Genomic DNA, 24,033 nt, shown 5'->3' with positions numbered 1-24,033 from the left:
GGATGCCGTCACCGACGACGACGGATGCGGATCGGCCCTCGGGCGGTGGAGGGGTCCACGACCTCTCCGCCCTGCGTGATGTCGACTTCCTCGGCGGCGACGAGCCGGCGCGCGGCCCGGCGTGCCGGTTCCATGAGATCGCGCCATTCGTCGCCGCCGATCGCGCGCGCCGCGTCGGACGGGCAGATCGTGGATGCCGCGGCACGACGCCCGAGCAGCTCGAGGATCGTCGCCTCGAGCCGGCGGTCGGTCTCGGTGAGATCGCCGGCCGTCGTCGGCTCATCGGCTCCGGCATCCATGTCTTCAGTCTCCTCCTGGAAACGACCACGATGGTCGTGCGCGCCAACACCTGGCGGCGCGTCGGCGTCAGTGCTGCTCGGCCGGACGCGCCCGCCGCATCGCCCAGCGCGCCGCGCCGACGACGACAGCCACGACGATCGCCACGACCAGCGGCGGCAGCACGAGCTCAGGCATGGTCAAGGCCATGCGGGTGACCTCGAGACCGTACGAGAGCATCGAGGGGAGGTCGTTTGCGAGGACGCGCGAGCCGACGGCGTTGCCCAACCCCGTCGTCACGCCCGGGACGAGCCACAGCAACGCCAGCGCGCCGACGGCGGCGACCGCACGGCCGGCCGAGGCGATGCCCCACCAGCCGATGGCGAATCCGATCAGGACGGCGGGGGCCCATCGCACGACCTCGAGCAGCGGGAGGAGCGGTGAACCTGCCGATCCCAGCGCCGCGCTGAGTCCGGCGAGCCAGAACGAGAAGGCCAGCGCCCCACCTGCCGCGCCGATGATCGCGCCCGCCGGAGGGGTTGCGGCCAGCAGGGCCAGCACCGCGGCCCCGAGCAGAGTGGTCACCACGATCCCGCTCAGCAGCGCCGCGTAGTACAGATCGGCACGCCAGTCTTCCCGCAGCCCGGTCGAGGCGACCGCGGCGGTCTGCCCGATCGCCACGACCTGCACGAACAGCACGCCGCCGAGCGCGAGGAGTATCGGTCGACGGGGCAGCCGCGCGCGCAGGAGGCGGAGCGTGAGACCGGCAGCAGCGGCGCCGGTGACCAGCAGACCGACCACGAGCGAGATCGCATACTGACTGAACGGCAGCAGGGCGATCGGCATCGCCGCCGGCGGCGTGTCCACCCACACGTTCTGCAACGGCAGTCGCGCCCCGGTGATCCACCACGGCAGCATCCCGATCACGGCGCCCGCTGCCCCGATGACGGCGGGCACCCAGAACGGCAGCGCCTTCAGGGTTTCGCGGTCATCGCCGATCGAGCGCTGCGTCGCCTGTGTCACCGCGCCAGCCTACCCAGCGCGGTGATGGTCACCGGAGCGTGTCCAGGATGCCGCTGAGCACGGCGAACGTCGTCAGCGGGTTGATGATCGCGAAACGCAGCACCGGCTCACCCCGGTGCGAACTCGGGACGACGAAGCCGATCTGGTCGTCCAGGAGGCGGTCCGACCACGCCTGGTAGTCGGTCATCGTCCATCCCTCCCGACGGAAGACGACGACCGACAGCTGCGGATCGCGGACGAGCGAGAGGCCGTCGCGCCGCTCGATCTCGTCGGCGATGTCGCGGGCGAGGACGATGCCGTGGTCGATGCTCGCGCGGTACTGGTCGGTCCCGTGGGTCGCGAGCGAGAACCAGAGCGGCAGGCCGCGTGAGCGGCGCGTGAGCTGCACCGCGAGGTCCGATGGATTCCAGTCGGGTCGCTCGGTCAGGGTGTCGAGGTACTCGGCGTGCTGGGTATGCGCCGCGCGCCCCTGCGCCGGGTCGCGGTACAGCAGCGCGCACGCGTCGAACGGCGCGAAGAGCCATTTGTGCGGGTCGACGATCACCGAGTCGGCGAGCTCCACCCCGGCGAAGGTCGGTCGCATCCGCTCCACGAGCATCGCCGCCAGGCCGTATGCGCCGTCCACGTGCAGCCAGACGCCGCGCGATTTCGTGACGGATGCCACGGAGGCGATGTCATCGACGATGCCGAAGTTCGTCGTGCCGCCCGTGACGACGACGGCGAAGACCGCGTCTGCGTGTTCATCGAGGGCGGATGCGACGGCGTCGCCGTGCAGCCGCCCGTCGGCGCCCGTCGGCACGGGCACGACCTCGACGTCCATGACGTTGGCCGCCGAGACGATCGACGAGTGCGCCTCGGAGCTGCAGACGACTTTGAACCGCGGCGGGTCGGCGAGGCCGTTCTCGGCGTTGCGAAGGCGCGCGGCGCTTCGGGCGGCGACGAGCGCCGACAGGTTTCCGATCGTGCCGCCCTGCACGAAGACGCCGCCGGCGCCCTCGGGCAGACCGAACTCGCGGGCGAGCCAGTGCAGCACTTCGTTCTCGGCGAAGACGGCGCCGGCACCCTCCAGCCATGACCCGCCGTAGATCGCCGACGCCGACACGACGAGGTCGAAGGCGATCGCAGCCTTGCTCGGTGCGCTGGGGATGAATGACACGTAGCCGGGATGATCGATCGAGAGGCACGTGGGCGCGAGGACATCGGCGAACAGGGCGGTCGCTCGCTGCGCACCGATACCGTGGGCGGTGATCGAGCCGGCAGCGGTCTCGGCCAGCTGGTCGGGCGTGACGGGCTTGTCGAGCGGGACGTTCTCGTAGAGCGCGCGGGTTCTCGCGTAGGCGAGGACACCGTCGACAGTGTCGCGGGTCTCATCGGTGATCGCATGCATCGCGTCGGCGTGAATCGTCACGGTGTCTCCTTGTTCGACGTTCGGGGATCGAGGGTGCCGCGGCGGATGCCGAGCATCCCCTCGACAGCGCGCAACAGCAGCGCCGAGCGATCGGAGGCGCCGCCCCACCGCACGAGGGACTGCGCGTTGATGCCGTCGATCATGCCGAGCAGCTGCCACGCGGCATCGGCGGGGTCCTCCACGTGGATGTCTCCGGCCGCGACCCCTTCGGCGAGGAGGGTCTGCAGCGCGCGCTGCCAGTCGTCCATCGCGTCGCGGGCCGCGGCGGCGAGCGGCTCGTTGCGCCTGCCGAGCGCGAAGGCTTCGACCCAGACGAGCGTCACGTCATCGCGCGATCCGTCCAGAAGGCTGCCGAGCATCACCGCGAGACGCGCGACGGCGGTGCCCGCGGCGACGAGGCCCACCAGGTCGTCCAGCTCGGCGGCGACGATCTCCGAGAACGTCGTCGCGACGAGGTGGTCCATCGTCGGGACGTAGTGCGCCACGAGCGCGGGAGTCACCCCGGCGCGAGCGGCGACGGCTCGAAGGGTGAGCGCCGAGAGCCCCTCGCTGAGCGCGAGCTCGTGAGCGGCAGCGGAGATCAGGATCCGGCGCTGGGCGGGCGAACGCCGGGGCGCACGCGTCTGGGTCGTTGACATCGGCTGTCCTCCCTCGCTACTCTCCAGTATTGATCACTTGATCAATATCACGTCGGACGATCATCGCACAAGATCGCCGCGACCGAGGAGAACCGATGACCTGGCGAATGCCCGCCGAGACGGCGCCGCACGATCGCACGTGGATGGCGTTCCCGCGACCCGGGATCACGCTCGGCGAGACCGCCGCCGACGCGGCGGAGTGCTACGCCGCCTGGACGGCTGTCGCCCTCGCCGTGGCCGACTTCGAACCCGTCACGATGGTCGTGGATCCGGTCGAGATCGATCGCGCGCGCCGCATGCTCGGCTCTGCCGTCGAGCTGATCGAAGCGCCGCTCGACGAATTCTGGATGCGCGACTTCGGCCCGACGTTCGTCCTCGACGACGACCGGCCGGGCGTGCTCGGCGCAGTCGACTGGATCTTCAACGGCTGGGGAGCACCGGCGTGGTCGGAGTGGCGACGCTCGGCCGAGATCGCCCGGTTCGTGACCGCCGAGGTCGGCGCCGATCTCGTGAGCTCGGTGCTGGTCAACGAGGGCGGCGGCATCCACGTCGACGGGGAGGGGACGGTCCTCGCGACCGAGACGGTCCAGCTCGACTCCCGCCGCAATCCCTACGCCGACAAGGCTCGCGTCGAGGCGGAGTTCCACCGCACGATCGGCGCGACCAAGACCGTCTGGCTGCCGCGCGGGCTCACCCGCGACTACGACGAGTTCGGGACGAACGGACACGTCGACATCGTCGCGACGATCCCCGCGCCGGGTCGTCTTCTCATGCACGCGCAGAACGACCCCGGGCATCCCGATCACGACGTGACGCGCGCATTGCGCGCACACCTGGAGCAGGAGACGGATGCCGCGGGCCGCTCGTTCGAGATCGTCGACCTTCCCGCGCCCGAGACGCTCCGCGACACCGAGGGGTTCGTCGACTGGAGCTACGTCAACCACCTCGTCGTCAACGGCGGAGTGATCGCCTGCGGCTTCGGCGACGAGCGAGCGGATGCCGCGGCCAGGCGGATCCTGGAGGAGACGTATCCCGGCCGACGGGCGGTCACGGTCGATTCGCGGGCGATCTTCGCGCGCGGCGGCGGGATCCACTGCATCACGCAGCAGCAGCCCTCGGTGACGACGTGATCGACGTCGTCGAGGCATCCATCGCCGATCTGCGCGCAGCCCTCGAATCCGGTGACACGACCGCCGTCGACCTCGTGCGCGCCCACCTCGCTCGGATCGACGCGCACGACGGCGAGCTGCACGCCGTGGTCGTGCGCAATCCCGACGCGGTCGCCGAGGCCGAGGCATCCGATTCCCGCCGTGCGCGCGGCGAGACGCTCGGCCCGCTGGACGGCATCCCGTATACGGCGAAGGACTCCTACCTCGTCCGGGGCCTCACCGCCGCGGCGGGCAGCCCTGCCTTCGCGAACCTCGTCGCACAGCGCGATGCGTTCACGATCGAGCGCCTGCGCGGCGGTGGGGCGATCTGCCTCGGATTGACGAACATGCCGCCGATGGCCAACGGCGGCATGCAGCGCGGGGTCTACGGCCGCGCCGAGAGCCCGTACAACCCGGCGTACCTGACGGCTCCGTTCGGATCCGGCTCGTCCAACGGCTCGGGGACCGCGACCGCGGCGAGCTTCGCGGCGTTCGGACTGGGTGAGGAGACCTGGTCGAGTGGGCGGGGTCCGGCATCCCACAATGGGCTGTGCGCCTACACGCCGTCACGCGGGGTGATCTCGACCAGGGGCAACTGGCCGCTCGTGCCGACCATGGATGTCGTCGTGCCGCACACCCGCACGATGGCCGACCTCCTCGAAGTCCTCGACGTCCTCGTCGCCGACGACACCGAGGCCCGCGGCGATTTCTGGCGGGTGCAGCCGTGGGTCGAGATCCCGCGTGCGTCGAGCGTCCGCCCCGCGTCCTACCGCGAGCTCCGTGGAACGCTCGCCGGCGCACGGATCGGCATCCCGCGCATGTACATCAACGCCGACGACGCTCCCGACGGCGTGGGCATCGGAGGCCCGACCGGTCGCCGCATCCAGACCCGCTCTTCGATCATCGCCCTGTGGGAGGCGGCGCGCCGCGATCTCGAGGCCGCCGGCGCGACGGTCGTCGAGGTCGACTTCCCCGTCGTGACGAACTACGAGGGCGACCGCCCCGGCGCGCCGACGATCGCCACGCGCGGTCTGGTGGGGCCGGAGTACCTGCGACGCGAGATCGTCGACCTGTCCGCCTGGGCCTGGGAGGACTTCCTGGCCGCCAACGGCGATCCCGGCCTCACGACCCTCGCCGAGGTCGACGGGGCGACGATCTTCCCGCAGCCTGATGGCGCGCTGCCCGATCGTTATACGGGCTTCGATGATGACATCGCCGAGTATCCCGAATGGGTCCGGGCACACCCCGGTGTGGGTCCGGCCGACATGCCCGAGCTCCCCGGCGGACTCCGCGGCCTGGAAGAGACCCGGCGCGCAGACCTCGAGGCGTGGATGGACGACCTCGGTCTCGACGCGGTCGCCTTCCCGGCCGTCGCCGACATCGGGCCGGCCGACATGGACGTGAACGAGTCCTCCGCCGATCTCGGCTGGCGCAACGGCGTCTGGGTCGCCAACGGCAACCTCGCGATCCGCCACCTCGGCATCCCGACGGTGACCGTGCCGATGGGCACGATGTCGGATATCGGCATGCCGGTCGGCCTCACCCTCGCCGGTCGCGCCTACGACGACACCGCGCTGCTGAGGCTCGCCGAGGCGTTCGAGGCGACGCGCATTCGTCGGGTGCCGCCGCCGCGCACCCCGACGCTCTGAAGCACCGCGGAATCGGGCACGATCTGCGCAGTCCTGTCGTGGGCGGCGTCGCTGGGCTACACGCGAGTGTGGGCGAGTATCCGGGACTGGAACGCGGCATCACGTCGCGTCGCCGCGAAGCTTGGTTTCGTCGAGACGTCGAGAGTGGAGCCGGATGCTGCGCACGGACACCGCCTCTTCTTTGTGAAGGAGCTCGAGCCCGCTGGCAACTACCCGAACTCCCCGGGCGCCATGTCAGTGAACCGCGAGAAGTGACCCTGGAAGGCGACGGTCACCGTCGCGGTCGGGCCGTTGCGGTGCTTGGCGACGATCAGGTCGGCCTCACCCGCGCGCGGGTTCTCCTTCTCATACGCCGCCTCGCGGTGCAGCAGGATCACCATGTCGGCGTCCTGCTCGAGGGAGCCGGACTCGCGGAGGTCGGAGATGGCGGGCTTCTTGTCGGCACGCTGCTCCGGACCACGGTTCAGCTGCGACAGCGCGATGACCGGTACCTGGAGCTCTTTGGCGAGCAGCTTCAGGGCTCGGGAGAACTCGCTGACCTCCTGCTGGCGCGACTCGACGCGCTTTCCGCTGGTCATGAGCTGGAGGTAGTCGATGACGACCATCTTCAGGCCCTCGCGCTGCTTGAGACGCCGGCACTTCGCGCGGATCTCGACGAGCGTCATGTTGGGACTGTCGTCGATATAGAGCGGAGCATCGTTGATGCGGCCGCGGACCGACGCGATCGTCGTCCAGTCGCGGGAATCGAGCGTGCCCTTGCGCATCGCCTGCAGGGGGACGGCGGCTTCGGCGCTCATCAGTCGCATCGCGATCTCGCTGCGCCCCATCTCGAGCGAGAAGAAGATCGTGGGCTGGTTGTTCTTGATCGCCGCCGACCGGGCGAAGTCCAGGGCGAGTGTCGACTTACCGAGCGCGGGTCGCGCGGCGATGATGATCAGCTGTCCGCCGTGGAGGCCGTTGGTGAGCTGATCGAGTTCGGCGAAGCCGGTGGGCACGCCGGTCATCTGGCCGTCGCGACCGCGGGCGGCTTCGATCTCCTCGACGGCGGCATCGACCGCGATCGTCAGCGGCACGTAGTCGTCGGCGCTCTCGTGGCCGGCTACCCCGTAGATCTCGGCCTGCGCGTTGTTGACGAGGTCGAGCGCATCGCCCTGGCCGGAGTAGCCCATCTGCACGATGCGCGTGCCGGCCTCCACCAGGCGTCGCAGCAGTGCGCGCTCGGCGACGATCGACGCGTAGTAGCCGGCGTTGGCTGCGGTGGGAACGATCGAGGTCAGCGAGTGCAGGTAGTCAGCGCCACCGGCCCGCTGCAACTCACCCGTCTTGATCAGCTCGTCGGTGACCGCGACGACATCTGTCGGCTCGCCGTGCGAGTAGAGGCTCAGGCACGCATCGAAGATCAGCTCGTGCTTGGGGACGTAGAAGTCGGCGCCGCGCAGCGTCTCGATGACATCGGCGACCGCATCCTTCGACAGCAGCATGCCGCCCAGCGCGCTCTGCTCGGCGAGCAGGTCATGCGGCGGCGTTCGTTCACTGCCGCGCGGCTCGCGGGGTCCGCCGAGACGCTCGTCGGAGATGTCGGCGATCGACATTCGTATGATCCTCCACGTCGTCGGGTTCAGCGTGAGCGGCCGAGCAGAGAAGGAGATGCGCGCACGACGAACTCCGCTCGAGCGGGACGAGAACGGATGCCGCAGCATCCGCCCCGTTCATGCTCACAGCAGAGCACGAACGTCCGACAACGTCGTCTGCAAACGCGCTGATCGTGGTTCCCCTGGGCCGCACCCCACGCTAGGCACCGGTCTTCACCGCCGCAACACGCGTTGTGGATAACTCTGTGGAGAGTCTGCGCGAAACGCCGGGAAGCCTGTGTACAACGCCTGTGGAGAACCGCGGTACCACAGATGGGAGGCTAGCCGTTTCTTCCCGCTGATCAGGGATTCGACGTTGCACAGTCTGTGGACTGGGATGTGTTTGAAGTACCCGTTGAAGGTTGCGGTGTCGGCGCCGAGTTGTGCACAGTTCCGGGGATAACGCAAACCGGCTCGACCCCGCGGCACGGGCGTTCGATGCATCTGCATGAACGATGGACAGCTGCGCGATTCAGGAGTACTTTGAGGGCTCCAGGCACCCCGACACTCGTTCGCTCGAACAAGTGACGTCATTCGATACGCATCGGAGGTGAACGTGGACTCCTCATACCGGCCCCTCTCTCGGGCCGCGCAGCTCGCCATCGGCGGCGTGATGATCGCGTTCGCCTGGCTCCTGCTGAGCGTGGTCTTCGGACTCGGGGCAGGGCATGCACACGCCGAGGACGCGGATCAAGACGGGGGTGTCCTCTCATCGCTGACCGGCGCCGTCGGCGGGACGGTCGGGACAGTGGTCGATGTCGCAGGCGACACCGCGACCACCGTCGTTCCCGTCGTGCAGCCCGTCGTCGAGACCGTCACCACGGTCGTCCCGCCCGCGGCACCCGTTCTGGAGGCGGTTGCGGACACCACAGCGGCCGTCATCGAACCGGTGCAGGAGGTCGCCTCATCCGGCGTTGTGACGGAGGTCGTCACCCCGGTCGTCGACCTGGTGAGTTCGGTCCCCGTGGTCGGCGGCGTGGTCACCGCGCTCGGCGTCGATGACGCGGCCACCTCCGTGGCCGGCACTGTCGACGACGCGGCCTCAGGCCTGACCGGAACTGTCGGCAGCACCGTCCCTGCGGTGATCGTTCCGGCGTCGTCCAACCCTGGCGGTGGCGGCGGCCACGCACCCGGCACGGTCGACGGTGACGCGGCTCCCGCTGTCGGCGGGAGCGCGAGCGCGGACGCTCCGGTCGCAGGCGGCCTCGTCACGGCGCCGACGACGACGCACGCGCCGCGAGCCGCGTTCGATGCGACCGCGGGCCTGCGCGCACTGCTTCTGACAGGCGCTGCCGCCGCGGCATCGGCGGACGCCGCCGTCGCTGACGCGCTCCTCACAGCGGACAGCGGGGCCGGCGGCCTTCTGCAGCTTCTCCGCTCGGTTCTGCCGGCGGACTCCGTCTTCGCGGGATCCGGTGGTGCGGGTCCCGGCGCATGGGTGCTCGTCGCCCTCGTCCTTGTGGTCGCACACCGTGCCTGGGTGCGACGCAACGGGCTCGAGAACGACGCGCCGCCCGCAGCGCCGACATTCGCCACAGACGTCTCTCCTGACTGATCGGGGTACGGCCGCGCCCAGCGCGGCATGCATACCCGCGCGCCTTCGCGCGCACATCCGATCAACCACGTTCAAGGAGAACGATCATCATGAAGACATTCCTCAAGCGCGCCCTGTGGGGCACGCTCATCGCCGGCGGCGTCACGCTCCTCGGCGCGACAGCCGCCAACGCGGCTGACACGACGGGGGAGGACGGGCTGCTCAGCGGCAATCAGGCCCTCATCAGCCTCGACGCTCCGGTGTCGATCGTCGGCAACGCCGTCTCGCTCATCGGAGACTCGGCGGCTGTCAGCGCACCGGCGCCGGCGACTGCGGCAACCGGCCCGGTCACGGAAACGGCGCCGGCCGCCACGACAAGTGGCGAGGAGGGGATCGGCTCGGGCAATCAAGCGCTCGTCGACGTGAACCTTCCGGTCACGGTCGCGGGCAACGCGGTGTCGGTCATCGGAGACTCGGCGGCTGTCAGTGCACCGGCCCCGGCTCCGGTTCCGGCCGATCAGCCCGCCGAGACATCCGCATGGACGACCGGTGAAGACGGCATCCTGTCGGGCAATCAGGGCATCATCTCGGTGGATGTCCCGGTCGCCGTCACGGGCAACGCGGTGTCGGTCATCGGCGACTCGACCGCGGTCTCGGCGGCAGCTGCTTCGGCGGCGCCCGTCACGACCGGAGGAACCACCGACGCCACCACCAACGGCGAAGACGGCATCCTCAGCGGCAACCAGCTGATCGCCGACATCGTCGCCCCGATCACCATCAGCGGCAACGCCGTCTCCGGTATCGGAGACAGCACCGCCGTCTGGGCAGCCCCGGCATCCCCGGCACCCACCGGAGGAACCACCAACGCCATCACCAGCGGCGAAGACGGCATCCTCAGCGGCAACCAGCTGAACGCCGACATCGTCGCCCCGATCACCATCAGCGGCAACGCGGTCTCCGGTATCGGAGGCAGCACCGCCGTCTGGGCAGCGCCGGCATCCCCGGCACCCACCGGAGGAACCACCGACGCGACCACCACTGGCGAAGACGGCATCCTCAGCGGCAACCAGCTGATCCCGTCGATCTGGCTGCCGATCACGATCGGAGGCAACGCGGTCTCGGTGGTCGGAGACAGCACGGCGGTCACGATTCCGGCGACGCCGGGCACACCCGGTACCCCCGGCACGCCCGGCACCCCCGGCACCCCGGGCACCCCCGGCACGCCTGGCACACCCGGAACACCCGGCACACCCGGCACCCCGGGCAGCAACGGCGTGACCGCCCTCGCGGCATCCGTTAGCGCTGCTCCCATGCTCGCCGCAACAGGGGGGATGAGCGCCTTCGGGCCGCTCCTGGCAGCACTCGTGCTGCTCGGAGCCGGTATGACGCTCGTCTTGCGGCGCCGCGCCGCGTGAGGTGACAGGCGAGCCGTCCATGCCTGGAACGGCTCGCCCGCTCACCCCGCGGTCGGCAGAAAAGCGGATGCCGCGGACCCGCCTCCCTCGGGGGGAGGATGGGTTCGCGGCATCCGTCATGCCCTGCGCAAGCGCGGACCGACGAGCGACTACTTCGCAGCGACCACCTGAAGGGTGATCACAGCGGTGAGGTCATCGCGGAGGCGGATCGTCGCCTCGTGCTCGCCGACCGACTTGATCGGGGAGGTGATGTGGATCTTGCGCTTGTCCAGGTCGCCCAGGCCGGCGGCCTTGACGGCCTCGGCCACGTGCTCGGTCTTGACGGAGCCGAACAGGCGACCCTCGTTGCCGGCCTTGACGGCGAGCTTGACCTTGTTGGACTCGAGCGCGTCCTTGAGCGCCACGGCCTCTTCGTGGTCGTGGATCGCACGCGACTCACGGGCCGCGCGAATCGACGCGACCTGCTTCTCGCCACCGCGCGACCACGCCACGGCGAAGCCCTGGGGGATGAGGTAGTTGCGGGCGTACCCGTCCTTGACCTCGATGACGTCACCGGCGCTACCGAGCCCGGCGACCTCGTTCGTGAGAATCAGCTTCGACATATCGGTTCCTACCTGCCGGCGCCGGCGTAGGGCAGAAGCGCCATCTCGCGCGCGTTCTTGATGGCGCGTGCGATGAGGCGCTGCTCCTGCACGGAGACACCGGTGATACGACGGGCGCGGATCTTCCCGCGCTCCGAGATGAACTTGCGGAGCGTCGCGACGTCCTTGTAATCGATGAGACCGACGCGGGTCGGCTTCGCCGGAGCGGTGGGCTTGCCACCCTTCCGCGGCTTGCGGCGGTCGCCGCTTGACTTTCCAGCCATGTTGAATTCCTTAAGAGTTGTTCTGTCTAAAACGGGGTGTCGTCGCCGTAAGCGCCGGGGGCAGCCCACGAGTCGCCGCCGCCTGCTGCCGGAGCAGCGGGCGTGCCGGGGGTCGACCACGGCTCATCGGCGACCTGGCCGCGGGACTGTCCGCCGCCGCTGCCGCCGCCGGCCGCACGCGTCACCTGAGCGGTGGCGTAGCGCAGCGAGGGGCCGATCTCGTCGACCTCGAGCTCGATGGAAGTGCGCTTCTCGCCTTCCTTCGTCTCGTAGGAGCGCTGCTTCAGGCGCCCGGTCGCAACGACGCGGGAGCCCTTGGTCAGCGATCCGGCGACGTGCTCGGCGAACTCGCGCCAGACGCTCGCGCGGAGGAACAGCGCTTCGCCGTCCTTCCACTCGCTCGTGGCACGGTCGAAGTTGCGCGGCGTCGACGCGATCGTGAAGTTCGCGACGGGGAGTCCGTTCTGCGTGTACCGCAGTTCGGGATCAGCCGTGAGGTTTCCCACGACGGTGATGATCGTCTCGCCGGCCATCGTCGTTACGCGTCCTGCTTGACGGGCTTCGCGGGGCGGGCTGCCTTGCGGGCGGCCTTCTCGTCGGCACGCTGCTTCTCGGAGGCGATCATCGCGATCGCGTCCTCGGCGCGGAGCACCTTGGTGCGCATGACCTGCTCGCTGAGGCCGAGCTGGCGGTCGAGCTCCTGCGTCGCGGCGCTGGTGGCCGTGAACGCGACGACGGCGTAGACGCCCTCGTTCTTCTTCTGGATCTCGTACGCGAGACGGCGACGGCCCCAAATGTCGATGTTGTCGATCGAGCCACCGTCGGTCGTGATGACCTTCAGGAACTTGTCGAGGGTCGCGGGGACCTGTCGCTCATCGATCTCGGGGTTCAGAATGACCATGAGTTCGTACTGGTGCGTCACTAACCCACCTCCTTCGGACTAGAACGGCCGCCGAGCATCTCTCGACAGCAGGAGGGTGTGTGCACGTGTCCCGGACTTCCGCGCACTGGGGCGCTGCCGGACAACCTCGACAGTCTAGCGGATGCCGCCCGCGCAGCCGAACTCGTGATGTCTGCCCTCACCCCTTCATCTCGGCATTCGGGGCGCGTTCTGCCCTCTGGGGCGTGAAAATCACGCCCCAACGGACGAGTTGCGCCCCGAATCGCGGTTCTCGACGCGCCCCGACACCGGACCGCCGAGGCGGTAGAACAGGAACGGCACCGCCGAGAGCACGCAGCTGACCGCCGGGACCAGGGTGATCGCGATGAAGACGGTGTTCTGCATCTCGGGCGTGACCACGACGCCTGCCTCGTAGCCGGCGAGGACGATGAACACGCCGAACACGAGCACTGCCAGGGCGCTCATGACCTTCGAGACGAACGTGAGCGTCGAGAACGAGATGCCGTCGTTGCGCACGCCCGTGCGCTGCTCGATGTCATCGACCGCGTCGGCGATCATCGTCGTCTGGACGACCACGAAGATGCCCAGGGTGAGGCCGGTGAGGAAGATGAAGACCATCATCAGGACGATGCTCTGGAAGCCGACGAGGTACATCAGCACGGAGAAGACCGCGCCCGCCAGCGAGCTCCACAGGATCAGAGACTTCCCGGTCATCACCCGCAGGATCACCGGTGTGAGGAACGACGAGAGCACCATGCCGACGATGATCGCTGCGCCGATCAGCGTGAAGTACGCCTCGTTGCCGTAGGCGATCACCACGAAGACGGCACCGCCCGCCTGCACGATGTACCGGCCGAAGCCGAGCACCGACCCGAGCAGCACCATCAGCAGGGGAGTGTTCTGGAACAGCGTGGTGAACAGCTGCCGGAACGTCAGCCGCTCACGATCACCGCGCGCCTTCTCGCGTGTGTTGAAGAAGGCGAGCAGGAACATGGCCATTCCCAGGACGGATGCCGCGGCCACCGCGAGCGTCCAGCCGGTCGCCGTCGTCTCGGACGAGAAGCTCAGCGCGAGGGCCAGCCACGGCATCCCCAGTGTGGCCAGTCCGAGAGCGATCGCACCGAAGGACCGGACGTGCGAGATCACGCCGGTGCGCTCGCGCGAATCAGGGAACGCCGAGCCGATGAGCCCCCAGAAGGGGACGTCGCAGACCGTGTACGAGAAGCCCCAGAGGAAGTAGCAGACGCCGAAGAACAGCAGCCTGCCGCCTTCGGAGATGTCCGGGATCGCGAAGAGCAGGGTCGACAGGACCGCGACCGGCAATGCCGAGAACAGGATGTACGGCCGCATCTTGCCCCAGCGCGACCGGGTCATGTCGACGATGCTGCCCATGACCGGGTCGCTGATCGCGTCGGCGAGCTTCGCGACCGTGATGATCGCGGTGACGACCACCGTGCCCTCGACGCTGATGTGCGCGTACTGCAGCAAGTACACCAGGATGAACGTCGTCACCGTGGTCAGGACGATGTTCTGGCCGAACCCGGCCACGACGATGGACGTGCGCTGCGCGCGGGGACTCAGGACCCGACCGGTCGGTGTGGTGATCGCGCCGGACTCGATGGTGCCTGGCTGCGTCACGTTCGGATTTCCAGCCTGATCGTCTTGATCTCGAACGGCCCGAATTCCAGGCCGTCGAGATCGAGCGCGCCATCGCCGATCGGCGTTTCGAGAAGATCCGTCTCGATCGCCCTCGCGTACGGCAGCGTCGTGCGCAGGGCGGTCGTCGTCGGCTTGCCGAGGCTCTCGAACAGCCGGAGGATCACCCCGTTCCCGTCCTCGGCGGGCTTGATCGTCTCGACGAGCACGGCGTCGCCGTCCACCGCCACCGCGCTCTCGAATGCCGCGGCTGCGCCGACCAGGAGGGGGTCGTTGAGGCGGTATCCCGCGGCGATCACGCTCGGGAGATCATTCGGTTCGAAGGGCAGGAACGCGTAGGTGAACTCGTGCGTGCCGCGATCGGCGGTCTTGTCTGGGAAGGTCGGCGAGCGCAGCAGATTGAGGCTGATCAGGCCGTTCTTGGCGCGATGCCCGTACTTCCCGTCGTTGAGCAGCGCGAAGCCGCCACTGTCGTCCTGGACGCAGATCCACTTGTGCGCGCACACTTCGAACTGCGCCTTTTCGACCGAGTCTCGCTCCGTCGTCGGGCGGCCGATGTGACCGAACTGGATCTCGCACAGGGCCGCGGGACCGTACCGCGACGGAAGGAATTCGGCCCGCAGCATCCGGTGCTTCTCCCGCCAGTCCACGACCGTCTCGAACCGGACGAGCGCGCTGTCGGCCTCGAGCACGACGCGCTGGTGCACGGTCACCTTCGGAGCGCGGTACACCTGGTAGCGCACGACACGCGGTCCCTCGATCGCGGTGCGCACCTCGCTCGGCACAAGGGTGACCGACGGCAGGTCCCGGTAGTTCCGGTCGATGTCCCACGCGTCGAACGGGAACTGGAACGGATCGCGGAACACGACCAGGCGGCCCAGCCCCTGCCCGGCGTGCTCGCGGCCGTCAGCGTCGATGCACGACGCGATCTCGCCGGTCGGCGCGAACCGCAGCGTGAGCAGCCTGTTGGTCATGCTGTCGGCCGTGTGCGACAGGTCCGGCATGGCCGGCGCGGGGTGGAGGGCGGATGCCGCGTACGGACCGACCTCAACATGCATCCACTCGCCCCCGACCTTCACGAACTCCCGGCGGGCGACGGGTGCGAGATTCAGCGCAGTCATCGACCCGTTGCCGTTCGCCCCCGCGCTCGTCGACGGGTCGCCTCCGCCCGGGAGCCGCCCGAGGAGGTCCGCGATGTGGACATCGAGCTCCGCATCGACCTCGCGGTACGCCTCCACGGCTTCGGCGTTGACGCGCGCGATCGACGAGCCCGGGATGATGTCGTGGAACTGGTTCAGCAGGACCGTCTTCCAATGCGCATCGAGCGCGTGGGCGTCAGCGCCGCCGGTGAGCACGGCGAGCGCCTCGGCGTTGTGGAGCTTGCGCTCCAGCATCCGGTTGTACTTCTTGATCGCTCCCTGGGTCGTGTACGTGCCCTGATGCGTCTCGAGGTACAGCTCGCCGACGTGAGTGTGCGCGATCTCGCGCTGCTCGAGCGCGCGGAAGAAGCTGTCGGCGGTGGCGTACTGCACCTTCGGCAGTCCGCGCAGATCCTGCTCGCGGCGGGTGACCTCGAGGTGCACCTCGCCCGGTCCGCCGCCGCCGTCGCCCGCCCCGTAGACCAGCAGCGCGGTGTCGAGATCGCGCTCTGGATACTGCCGGATGCCGCGGAGCAGACCGTCGGCGGCGCCCCGGCTGTTGTAGTCGCCCTCGGGCGGCATGTGCACGAGGACCGTCGACCCATCGATGCCCTGCCAGTGGAACGTCCGATGCGGGAACACGTTCACCTTGTTCCAGGCGAGCTTGATGGTCTGGAACCAGTCCATGCCGCTCTTGCGCAGGATCTGCGGCAGGTTGCCGTTGTACCCGAAGGTGTCCGGCAGCCAGCACAGGCGCATGTCCTCCCGGGCGATCCCGAACTCCTGCTCGAGAAACCGCCGGCCGTGCAGCGCCTGGCGCACGAGCGACTCGCCGCTCGGGAGGTTGGTGTCCGGCTCGATCCAGAAGGCGCCCTGCAGCTCCATGCGACCGGCGGCCACAGCATCCTTCATCCGCTCGAACAGCGCCGGATGCTCCTGCTTCATCCACTGCATCTGCTGCGGCTGGCTGGTGCCGTACAGGTAGTCGTCGGTGCGGTCGATGGTGTTCAGCGCGCGGGCGTAGGTGCGCGCCGCCTTGCGTCGCGTCTCGCGCAGCGGCCAGAGCCAGGCCATGTCGAGGTGCCCGTGCCCGATCGCGCTGTAGACGAAGGAGTCGGTGCTGGGCAGGGCGAGCGCGGCGGCCAGTGCGTCGCGTGCGATCCGCGGCTCGCCGCGGCGGAACATCGCATACGCCGCGTGCAGGTCGCGGGTGAGCCGGGCCGCCAGCACCGTGTCGTCGGTCGCGTCGGCGAGCACCGCCAGGGTCAGGTAGTCGTAGTAGAGGCCGAAGACGTCCTCGTCGCGGCGGGCGACGTGCGCGCCGTGGAACATCGGCTTCCCCACGTCGTAGAGCAGCCAGCCGTTGTACGCGACGTCGGCGTAGAATTCGACGCGCCCGTTCTCGTCCGGCTCGACCAGGACCTGACGGTATTTCCCCCCGGCGTGCGGCAGGTCGCCCTGGATCCAGACCGTGCTGACCGAGTCGAGCACGTCGCCGGCGGCCGAGTACAGGAGTCCCTCGGAGCGGATGCCGAGCATGACGACCTCATCGGCGGCGAGACGCGGCGCCGGGATGCTGCCGGTGATCCGCAGCCAGGCGCAGTCGAAGGTCTCGCCCCATGCGGTCCCCGGCCCGAGGGGGCGGAACGCGGCGGGATCGATCTCGGCGAAGGGGATCGGCTCGTCGGAGGTGAGGATCTCGGCCCGCAGCTGCGTAAGCGGTGTGTAGATCGCGTCGCGGATGCGCAGGATGCGCCGGTACTCGGCGGGCTGTCGCCCAGCATAGCCGAGCAGTTCCGCGACCAGACCGGGCATGCGGTCATCCCTTCCGCCGGGCACCGCCGTGGTGATATCGGCGCGATCGAGGCTACACGTGAGCCCGGTCGCCGGCGGAACGGGCGCCGGCTGCGGCGTTCGCAGTGCAGAACTCAGGAGAAACGCCGCGACGCCGGGGGCGAGCGCCCCGGACCGTCGGTCTCTCCTGAGTTCTGCGCAGCCGGGCCGATCGTTGAGGGGTAGACCAGCGGGCCAGCGGAACCGAGGCCCCGCCGTCGTCAGCGGAACGCCGGTATCCCGGTCAGGTGCTGGCCCAGGATCAGCGTGTGCACCTCATCGGTCCCCTCGTACGTGCGCACCGACTCGAGGTTCGCGGCGTGCCGGATCGGCGAGTGCTCCAGTAGCACCCCGTTGCCGCCCAGGATCGTGCGCGCTTCCCGGGCGATCGCGATCGCCTCGCGCACATTGCTCAGCTTGCCGAGCGAGATCTGTACGGGGTCGAGGGTTCCGGCATCCTTCCTGCGTCCGAGGTGCAGCGCGAGGAGCGCTCCCTTCTGCAGCTCGACCACCATGTCGACGAGCTTCTGCTGGGTCAGCTGGAACGCGGCGATCGGCCGACCAAACTGCTCGCGAGCGAGCGAGTATCGCAGGGCCGCCTCGTAACTGTCACGGGCGGCGCCCATCACGCCCCAGACGATGCCGTAGCGGGCCTCGGTGAGCGCTGAGAACGGCCCGCGCAGCCCTCGCGCGTCCGGAAGGAGCGCGGATGCCGGCAGCCGAACTGCATCGAAGTGCAGCTCGGTCTGGATCGACGCGCGCATCGAGCCTTTCCGCTCGAGCTGTTTCACGTGGAACCCGGGCGCATCGGTGGGGACGAGGAAGCCGCGCACACCGTCATCGGTCTGCGCCCAGACGACCGTGAGCTGCGCGATCGAGGCGAGGCCGATCCAGCGTTTGCTCCCGGTGAGGATCCAGTCCTCGCCGTTCCGGCGCGCATACGTCCGCATGGCGGACGGATCGGATCCCGCGCCCGGCTCGGTGAGCCCGAAGCTGCCGATCACCTCACCACGAGCCATCCGGGGCAGCCACTCCTGCCTCTGCTCGTCGCTGCCCCAGCGATGGATGGAGCCCATCGCCAGCGAGCCCTGCACGGAGACGAAGGTGCGGATGCCGGAATCGCCGGCCTCCAGCTCGAGCGCGGCCAGCCCGTACTCGACGGACGATCGGCTCGGGCATCCGTAACCGTCGAGGTTCATCCCGAGCACACCGAGGGCGCCGAGCTTCGGCGCAAGCTCTGCCGGGAAATGGCCGCGATCGAACCAGTCGCCGATACCGGGCCGGATCTCTGCATCGACGAACGCACGCACGCGGGTCCGCGTCGCCCGCTCTTCATCGCTCAGCAGCTCATCGATGCCGAGGACATCGGACGCAGCGCGCAGCGCGTCGATGTCATCGGGGTCGCGTCTCGCATCGCTCGTCATGCTGACCTCCTCGTCGCCTTCTCCCATCCTGCCGCGCGCGGGTGGTCGCGTGCTGCCGGGTAGCGTGGCAGCCATGCAGAGCGACGCGCGGCCCGTGTCCTTCGACGCCCGGCCACTGGTGGAGCCGGTCGATCGGACCGCGGTGCGCGAGTTCGCCCGGCGCATGCGGGACTCCGGCGCGGTCAGGTCCGCGTTCAGCGCTGGGTCGAGCATCGTCGCGGTGATCATCGGCGCGGTCGTGTTCGTGATGTTCGGCTCGGTGTTCCTGACGATGGCCGCGTCGCTGTTCTCGGCGTTCCTCTCGATCGGCAGCGACTCCGCCGCAGCGCCGTGGCTCCTCGGCCTCGGCGCGTTCCTGCCCGTCGTGATCGTCGGCGGTGTCCTGGCCCTGATCATCGTCGCGATCGTCCGCGGAACCGCCGGCGCGAACGAGCGCCGCTACCGGCTGGATCGCTTCGCCGCGGCGAACGGGATGACGTACATGCCCAGTCTTCAGGCACCCACACTGCCGGGCATGATCTTCGGCGTCGGCGGTTCACGCGCGTCCAGTGATCTCGTGCGGGGCCGGCAGCCGCGGTTCGTCGAATTCGGGAACTACCGGTACACGACCGGCTCGGGGAAGAACCGCACGACCCATAAATGGGGATACGTCGCGATCAAGCTCGACGTCCCGCTGCCGCACATCGTGCTCGATGCCACGAGCAACAACGGCCTGTTCGGAGCATCCAACCTCCCGGCGAGCTTCGACAAGGATCAGCGGCTGCGTCTCGAAGGCGACTTCGATCAGCACTTCTCGCTGTACTGCCCGGCCGGCTACGAGCGCGATGCGCTGTACCTGTTCACGCCCGACATCATGGCGCGGTTCATCGACAGTGCCGCAGCACTCGATGTCGAGATCGTCGATGACTGGCTCTTCTTCTACGGCAAGCGCGACTTCTCCACGGTGGACCCCGCGACGTGGGCGTGGCTCTTTTCTGCGGTCGCCGCGACGCTGGACAAGCTCGCCCAGTGGTCGAGATGGCGCGATGAGCGTCTGCGGACGGATGCCGCGGCCACGACGCCCTCGCTCGGTTCGGCCGGCGACGACACGACCGCCGCCGGAATCGGCGATCCGATCGGCTCATCACCGGGCGATCCGCTGCCGTTCGCGGCGCCCGCGGGCCTGTTGACTCCGCCGCCCGGCGTCGCGGTTCCGGGCCGGCGCCTCACCCGGCGGTTCTCGTGGGTGACGGTCGTCGTGGTGGTGGGATTCCTGCTGTTCTGGCTGCTGGGCCCGTCCGGGCTGTTCGGCGCGCTGCTGTTCCGCTGACGCGCCCGAGCCGAAGCGGGCCGCCGTCCGGGCCTCAGCGTTTCATGTGCCTCAGATTGCGGTCTCAGCGATGTCGTCCTCGCAACCCGAGGCAACTGAACCCGACGCCACCGCGTTCAGTTGCCTCAGATCGCGGTCTGCCCTACGGAGCGGTCGCAGTCCGAGGCAAGCGAACCTCCGACTCCCACCGGCACCTCTCAGTTGCCGAGATCGGTTCAGTTGCTCAGTTGCCGAGATCGGTTCAGTTGCCCCAGATCGCGGTCTGCCCTACGGAGCGCCCGCAGTCCGAGGCAACCGAACCGGTCGCCACGAGCTGACGCGCTCAGCCCTCGCGCGTCGCGTCCCAGATCGCGCGCCGCGCGGCCTGCTCGACCGGATCCGGCACCGGAAGCGACGCGATCAGGCGCTTGGTGTAGGCATCCTGCGGGTTGCCCAGAACCTCGGCGGTCGTTCCCTCCTCAGCGATCTCGCCCTTGTGCAGCACCACGATGCTGTGCGCGAGCAGGTCGACGACGGCCAGGTCGTGCGTGATGAACAGGGTCGCGAAGCCGAACCGTTCCTGCAGCTCGCGGAACAGCTCCAGCACGCGCGCCTGCACCGACACGTCCAGCGCGCTGGTCGGCTCGTCGGCGATCAGCAGCTTCGGGTCGAGCGCGAGCGCGCGGGCCAGCGAGGCCCGCTGGCGCTGCCCACCCGAGAGCTCGTGCGGATACCGATCGCCGAAGGCCTTCGGCAGCTGCACAGCTTCGAGGAGCTCGTCGACCTTTCCGCGCGCGGCCCCGGCATCCCGCACGCCGGCGTGCACGATGAGCGGCTCGGCGACGTTCTGCGCGATCGTCAGAAGCGGGTTGAAGCTGGTCGCAGGGTCCTGGAAGACGAATCCGAGCTGACTGCGCTTGGGTTTGAACTCGCGCTCCTTGACGCCGCGCATCTCGGTGCCCAGCACCTGGAGCGAGCCTCCGGCGACGGGGGTGAGTCCGGCGATGGCGCGGCCGATCGTCGTCTTGCCCGACCCGCTCTCGCCGACGAGACCGAGCACTTCGCCCGGCGAGATCGAGAAGCTGACGCGGTCGACCGCCCGGAAGGCGGCGCGGCGGAATCGGCCGGCGTATTCGATGACGAGCTCGTCTGCCACGACCACCGGCTGCGCGCCGACGGAGGCCGCGGGCAGCTGACGGTCGGTGATCTCGAGGCGCGGAACGGCCGCCAGGAGCTTCTTGGTGTATTCGTGCTGCGGCCGGGCGAACAGGTCCGGCGCGGTCGCCGTCTCGACGATCGCGCCGTCGAGCATGACCGCGACCCGGTCGGCGAGGTCGGCGACGACACCCATGTTGTGGGTGATGAGCACGATCGCGGTGCCGTCCTCGTCGCGGAGGCGCCGGAGCAGCTCGAGGATCTCGGCCTGCACCGTCACATCCAGCGCGGTCGTCGGCTCGTCGGCGATGATCACCGTCGGATCGAGGGCGAGCGCGGTCGCGATCACGATGCGCTGCTTCTGGCCGCCGGAGAACTGGTGCGGGTAGTCGTCGACGCGCTGCTCCGGCTCGGGGATCCCGACGCGGCGGAGCATGTCGATCGCGTGGGCGCGCGCTTCGGACTTCGTGTACTTCCCATGGGCTCGCAAGCCCTCGGCCAGCTGCCAGCCCACCGTGAAGACCGGGTTCAAGGCCGTCGAGGGCTCCTGGAAGATCATCGCGGCCTTCGTGCCGCGGATCCGGCGCAGCTCCTTCTGGCCGAGCCCCACGACGTTCGTGCCGTCGAGGACGACCGCGCCACCCATCCGTGCCGTCTCCGGAAGGAGTCCGAGGATCGTGCGGGCGGTGACCGTCTTTCCCGAGCCAGACTCGCCGACGATGGCCAGCACCTCGCCCCGGCGCACATCCAGCGTGACGCCGCGCACGGCGTGGACGTCGCCGCCGTCGGTCGCGAAGGAGACGTCGAGATCGCGGATGTCGACCGCGAGCGGATCGGATGCTGCGGGCACGGCGACCATCACTCCACCTCTCCCATGAATTCACGTGTGATCGGCTGACTCGCCGCCACGGCATCCGCGGGGGTCTGCTTGCCGGCACGGCGCCGCGCACGCAGGCGCGGATCGGCGAGATCGTTGAGGCCCTCGCCGATGAGGGTGACGCCGAGGATCGCGAGCACGATCGCGACGCCCGGAGGGATCGCCGTCCACCAGATGCCGGCCGAAACATCGCCGATCGAGTTCTTGAGGTCGAAGCCCCATTCGGCAGCCGCCGTCGGCTCGATGCCGAAGCCGAGGAACCCGAGCGCCGCCAGTGTCGCGATCGCCTCGGATGCGTTCAGCGTCACGATCAGCGGGAGCGACCGGGTCGCATTGCGCAGCACGTGGACGAACATGATGCGCGGCGTCGAGGCGCCGATCACCTTCGCGGACTCGACGAACGCCTCCGCCTTCACACGGATGACCTCCGAGCGGACCACCCGGAAGTACTGGGGGATGAACACGACGGTGATCGAGATCGCGGCAGCCAGGATGCCGGGCCAGAGGCCCGACTGCCCGCCGCTGATGGCGATGGCGGCGACGATTGCCAGCAGCAGGGTCGGGAAGGCGTAGATCGCATCGGCGATGACGACGAGCACGCGGTCGAGCCAGCCGCCGAGGTAGCCCGAGACGAGGCCGAGGAAGATGCCGATGAACACCGACAGCAGCAGAGCGACGACGATCGCGAGCAGCGCGGTCTGCGCGCCCCAGATCGTCCGCGAGAGCACGTCGTAGCCGCCGACGGTCGTGCCGAGCAGATGCTCGGCGCTCGGCGGCTGCTGCGCACCGAACGGGCCATCCGGTCCGCGCAGCTGCGCGAAGCCGTACGGTGCGAGCCAGGGCGCGAAGATCGCGAGGATCAGGAAGATCGCGGCCAGCACGAGTCCGGCGATGAGCATGCCGCGCTGCAGGCCGACGCTCTGACGCAGCTGGTGGACGACGGGCAGACGGTCCAGGATGCCTGGCTTGACCGCCCTGGAACGGGGTGCATTCGAGCGCGCCATGTCAGTACCTCACCCTCGGGTCGAGGAAGGCCGCGATGACATCGACGACGAAGTTCGTGAGGGCCACGAGGATCGCGATCAGCGCCACGATGCCCTGCACCGCCACGAAGTCGCGCGCGGCGAGGTATTTCGTCAGCTGGAAGCCGAGGCCCTGCCATTCGAAGGTCGTCTCGGTGAGCACCGCACCGCCCAAGAGCAGCGCGATCTGCAGGCCGATGACGGTGATGATCGGGATGAGGGCGGGCTTGTAGGCGTGTTTGCGCACCAGCCGGTACTCGCTGATGCCCCTTGACCGAGCAGCATCGACATACGGCATGTTGAAGGTGCTGATCACGTTGGTGCGCACCAGGCGCAGGAAGATCCCGGCCGTCAGCAGGCCGAGGACCATGGCCGGCAGCACTGCGTGCGAAAGCACGTCCTGCACGTAGGCCGGGTTGCCGGAGGCGATCGCGTCGATCAGGTAGAAGCCGGTGTTGCCCTCCCGGCTGAGCGCGATCTCGGTGCGCACGTCGGCGCGCCCGCTCACGGGGAACCAGCCGAGCCAGACCGAGAAGACGAGCTTCGCGAGCAGCCCCGCGAAGAACACCGGGGTCGCATAGAAGAGGATCGCGCTGACGCGGAGTGCCGCGTCAGGCGCGTGGTCTCGCTTGGCCGCCGCGATCATGCCGAGCGGGATGCCGACGATGAAGGCGATCAGCAGGGCGTAGACGACGAGCTCGAGAGTGGCGGTGCCGTAGGTCACGAGCACGTCGGTGACGAGACGGTTGTCCGTGATCGTCGTACCGAAGTTGCCGGTGAAGACCTGACCGAGGTACTCGAAGTACTGCACGATGACCGGCCGGTCGTAGCCGGCCTCGTGGATCCGCTCCTGCAGCTGGTCGGCCGGCAAGCGCCCGCCGAGTGCAGCGGTGATCGGGTCGCCGGTGAGGCGGATCAGGAAGAAGACGAGCGTGACCAGGATCAGCACGGTCGGGATGATCAGCAGCGCCCGCACCAGGAGGTACCGGCCGAGGGTGCCTCCCGATCTCGGTCTGCGCCGTGCCAGGAACGGTGGCGGCTCTTCGACCGCTGCGACCTCGCTCGTCGTCATGGATGGAGCCTATCTGTGGGGATCAGGGTGCCCGAGGGCGGAAGGCGATGGGGCGACCCGGCAGGCGGGCCGCCCCATC

21 protein-coding genes are annotated in these 24,033 nt (G+C 69.1%); 6 read left to right on the top strand and 15 right to left on the bottom strand.

Features of this window, described 5'->3' with window-relative positions; all coding sequences use genetic code 11:
• Positions 1-8: 8 nt before the first annotated feature.
• The 4 genes from BLT19_RS02535 to BLT19_RS02520 form a co-directional block, all read right to left on the bottom strand.
• A complete protein-coding gene (locus tag BLT19_RS02535) occupies positions 9-299 on the bottom strand; it encodes a DUF3253 domain-containing protein (protein WP_091485751.1) in 291 nt (96 codons plus the stop codon).
• Positions 300-366: 67 nt separating this feature from the next.
• Positions 367-1,299, bottom strand: a complete 933-nt coding sequence (locus BLT19_RS02530) for a hypothetical protein (protein ID WP_091485747.1) — start codon at positions 1,297-1,299, stop codon at positions 367-369.
• 28 nt (positions 1,300-1,327) lie between these two features.
• Positions 1,328-2,686 (bottom strand): pyridoxal phosphate-dependent decarboxylase family protein, encoded by a 1,359-nt coding sequence (locus BLT19_RS02525; protein ID WP_091493147.1) that lies wholly within the window; start codon positions 2,684-2,686, stop codon positions 1,328-1,330.
• 17 nt (positions 2,687-2,703) lie between these two features.
• Positions 2,704-3,345, bottom strand: coding sequence for a TetR/AcrR family transcriptional regulator (locus BLT19_RS02520; RefSeq protein ID WP_091485742.1), 642 nt, complete (start codon positions 3,343-3,345; stop codon positions 2,704-2,706).
• Positions 3,346-3,440: 95 nt separating this feature from the next.
• On the opposite strand from BLT19_RS02520, the gene BLT19_RS02515 reads away from it, so the two are divergent.
• From BLT19_RS02515 to BLT19_RS18170, 3 genes are read left to right on the top strand one after another with little or no spacing between them, the layout of a single operon-like run.
• The gene (locus tag BLT19_RS02515; RefSeq protein WP_091485737.1) at positions 3,441-4,475 is read left to right on the top strand and encodes an agmatine deiminase family protein; all 1,035 of its coding nucleotides are present in this window, start codon (positions 3,441-3,443) and stop codon (positions 4,473-4,475) included.
• Complete coding sequence (locus tag BLT19_RS02510) at positions 4,472-6,142, top strand: amidase (RefSeq protein WP_091485733.1); 1,671 nt, start codon at positions 4,472-4,474, stop codon at positions 6,140-6,142. Before BLT19_RS02515 ends, BLT19_RS02510 begins: the two co-directional genes overlap by 4 nt.
• Positions 6,143-6,163: 21 nt before the next feature.
• Entirely contained in the window at positions 6,164-6,397 is a 234-nt protein-coding gene (locus tag BLT19_RS18170) for a GNAT family N-acetyltransferase (protein WP_331710715.1), read from the top strand.
• On the opposite strand, the gene dnaB is transcribed toward BLT19_RS18170, so the two are convergent.
• Positions 6,352-7,734, bottom strand: a complete 1,383-nt coding sequence (gene dnaB / locus BLT19_RS02505) for a replicative DNA helicase (RefSeq protein WP_091485729.1) — start codon at positions 7,732-7,734, stop codon at positions 6,352-6,354. The genes BLT19_RS18170 and dnaB overlap by 46 nt on opposite strands.
• Positions 7,735-8,329: 595 nt before the next feature.
• Between dnaB and BLT19_RS02500 the strand changes: the two genes are divergently transcribed.
• Both BLT19_RS02500 and BLT19_RS02495 read left to right on the top strand, forming a co-directional pair.
• On the top strand, positions 8,330-9,328 hold the full coding sequence (locus tag BLT19_RS02500; RefSeq protein WP_157681733.1) for a hypothetical protein: 999 nt from the start codon (positions 8,330-8,332) through the stop codon (positions 9,326-9,328).
• A gap of 89 nt (positions 9,329-9,417) precedes the next feature.
• Positions 9,418-10,722 carry a chaplin family protein gene (locus tag BLT19_RS02495; protein ID WP_091485721.1) on the top strand — a complete coding sequence of 435 codons (1,305 nt, stop codon included), beginning with the start codon at positions 9,418-9,420 and terminating at the stop codon, positions 10,720-10,722.
• Between the two features lie 149 nt (positions 10,723-10,871).
• On the opposite strand, the gene rplI is transcribed toward BLT19_RS02495, so the two are convergent.
• From rplI to BLT19_RS02460, 7 genes are all read right to left on the bottom strand, one after another.
• Positions 10,872-11,324: a 50S ribosomal protein L9 gene (gene rplI, locus BLT19_RS02490; RefSeq protein WP_091485716.1), complete on the bottom strand. Its 453-nt coding sequence runs from the start codon at positions 11,322-11,324 to the stop codon at positions 10,872-10,874.
• Between the two features lie 8 nt (positions 11,325-11,332).
• Positions 11,333-11,587, bottom strand: a complete 255-nt coding sequence (rpsR, locus tag BLT19_RS02485) for a 30S ribosomal protein S18 (protein WP_091485712.1) — start codon at positions 11,585-11,587, stop codon at positions 11,333-11,335.
• 26 nt (positions 11,588-11,613) lie between these two features.
• The gene (locus BLT19_RS02480; protein WP_091485707.1) at positions 11,614-12,120 is read right to left on the bottom strand and encodes a single-stranded DNA-binding protein; all 507 of its coding nucleotides are present in this window, start codon (positions 12,118-12,120) and stop codon (positions 11,614-11,616) included.
• 5 nt (positions 12,121-12,125) lie between these two features.
• The gene (rpsF, locus tag BLT19_RS02475; RefSeq protein ID WP_091485703.1) at positions 12,126-12,509 is read right to left on the bottom strand and encodes a 30S ribosomal protein S6; all 384 of its coding nucleotides are present in this window, start codon (positions 12,507-12,509) and stop codon (positions 12,126-12,128) included.
• 210 nt (positions 12,510-12,719) lie between these two features.
• Entirely contained in the window at positions 12,720-14,126 is a 1,407-nt protein-coding gene (locus tag BLT19_RS02470; RefSeq protein WP_157681732.1) for an MFS transporter, read from the bottom strand.
• Positions 14,123-17,098: an alpha-mannosidase gene (locus tag BLT19_RS02465; protein ID WP_091485696.1), complete on the bottom strand. Its 2,976-nt coding sequence runs from the start codon at positions 17,096-17,098 to the stop codon at positions 14,123-14,125. The genes BLT19_RS02470 and BLT19_RS02465 overlap by 4 nt, the downstream gene beginning before the upstream one ends.
• 239 nt (positions 17,099-17,337) lie before the next feature.
• Positions 17,338-18,540 (bottom strand): acyl-CoA dehydrogenase family protein, encoded by a 1,203-nt coding sequence (locus tag BLT19_RS02460; protein ID WP_091485692.1) that lies wholly within the window; start codon positions 18,538-18,540, stop codon positions 17,338-17,340.
• A gap of 73 nt (positions 18,541-18,613) precedes the next feature.
• Between BLT19_RS02460 and BLT19_RS02455 the strand changes: the two genes are divergently transcribed.
• On the top strand, positions 18,614-19,849 hold the full coding sequence (locus BLT19_RS02455; protein WP_091493145.1) for a phage holin family protein: 1,236 nt from the start codon (positions 18,614-18,616) through the stop codon (positions 19,847-19,849).
• Between the two features lie 322 nt (positions 19,850-20,171).
• On the opposite strand, the gene BLT19_RS02450 is transcribed toward BLT19_RS02455, so the two are convergent.
• From BLT19_RS02450 to BLT19_RS02440, 3 genes are read right to left on the bottom strand one after another with little or no spacing between them, the layout of a single operon-like run.
• A complete protein-coding gene (locus BLT19_RS02450) occupies positions 20,172-21,842 on the bottom strand; it encodes an ABC transporter ATP-binding protein (RefSeq protein ID WP_091485688.1) in 1,671 nt (556 codons plus the stop codon).
• Positions 21,842-22,864 (bottom strand): ABC transporter permease, encoded by a 1,023-nt coding sequence (locus BLT19_RS02445; protein WP_091485683.1) that lies wholly within the window; start codon positions 22,862-22,864, stop codon positions 21,842-21,844. Before BLT19_RS02445 ends, BLT19_RS02450 begins: the two co-directional genes overlap by 1 nt.
• A gap of 1 nt (position 22,865) precedes the next feature.
• Positions 22,866-23,954: an ABC transporter permease gene (locus tag BLT19_RS02440; protein WP_091485678.1), complete on the bottom strand. Its 1,089-nt coding sequence runs from the start codon at positions 23,952-23,954 to the stop codon at positions 22,866-22,868.
• Positions 23,955-24,033: the final 79 nt, after the last annotated feature.

The organism is Microbacterium pygmaeum (genome assembly GCF_900100885.1).
Classification (GTDB): Bacteria; Actinomycetota; Actinomycetes; order Actinomycetales; family Microbacteriaceae; genus Microbacterium; species Microbacterium pygmaeum.
The sequence above is the reverse complement of the archived record's forward strand: the minus strand, read 5'-3'. Positions and strand labels throughout refer to the sequence as shown.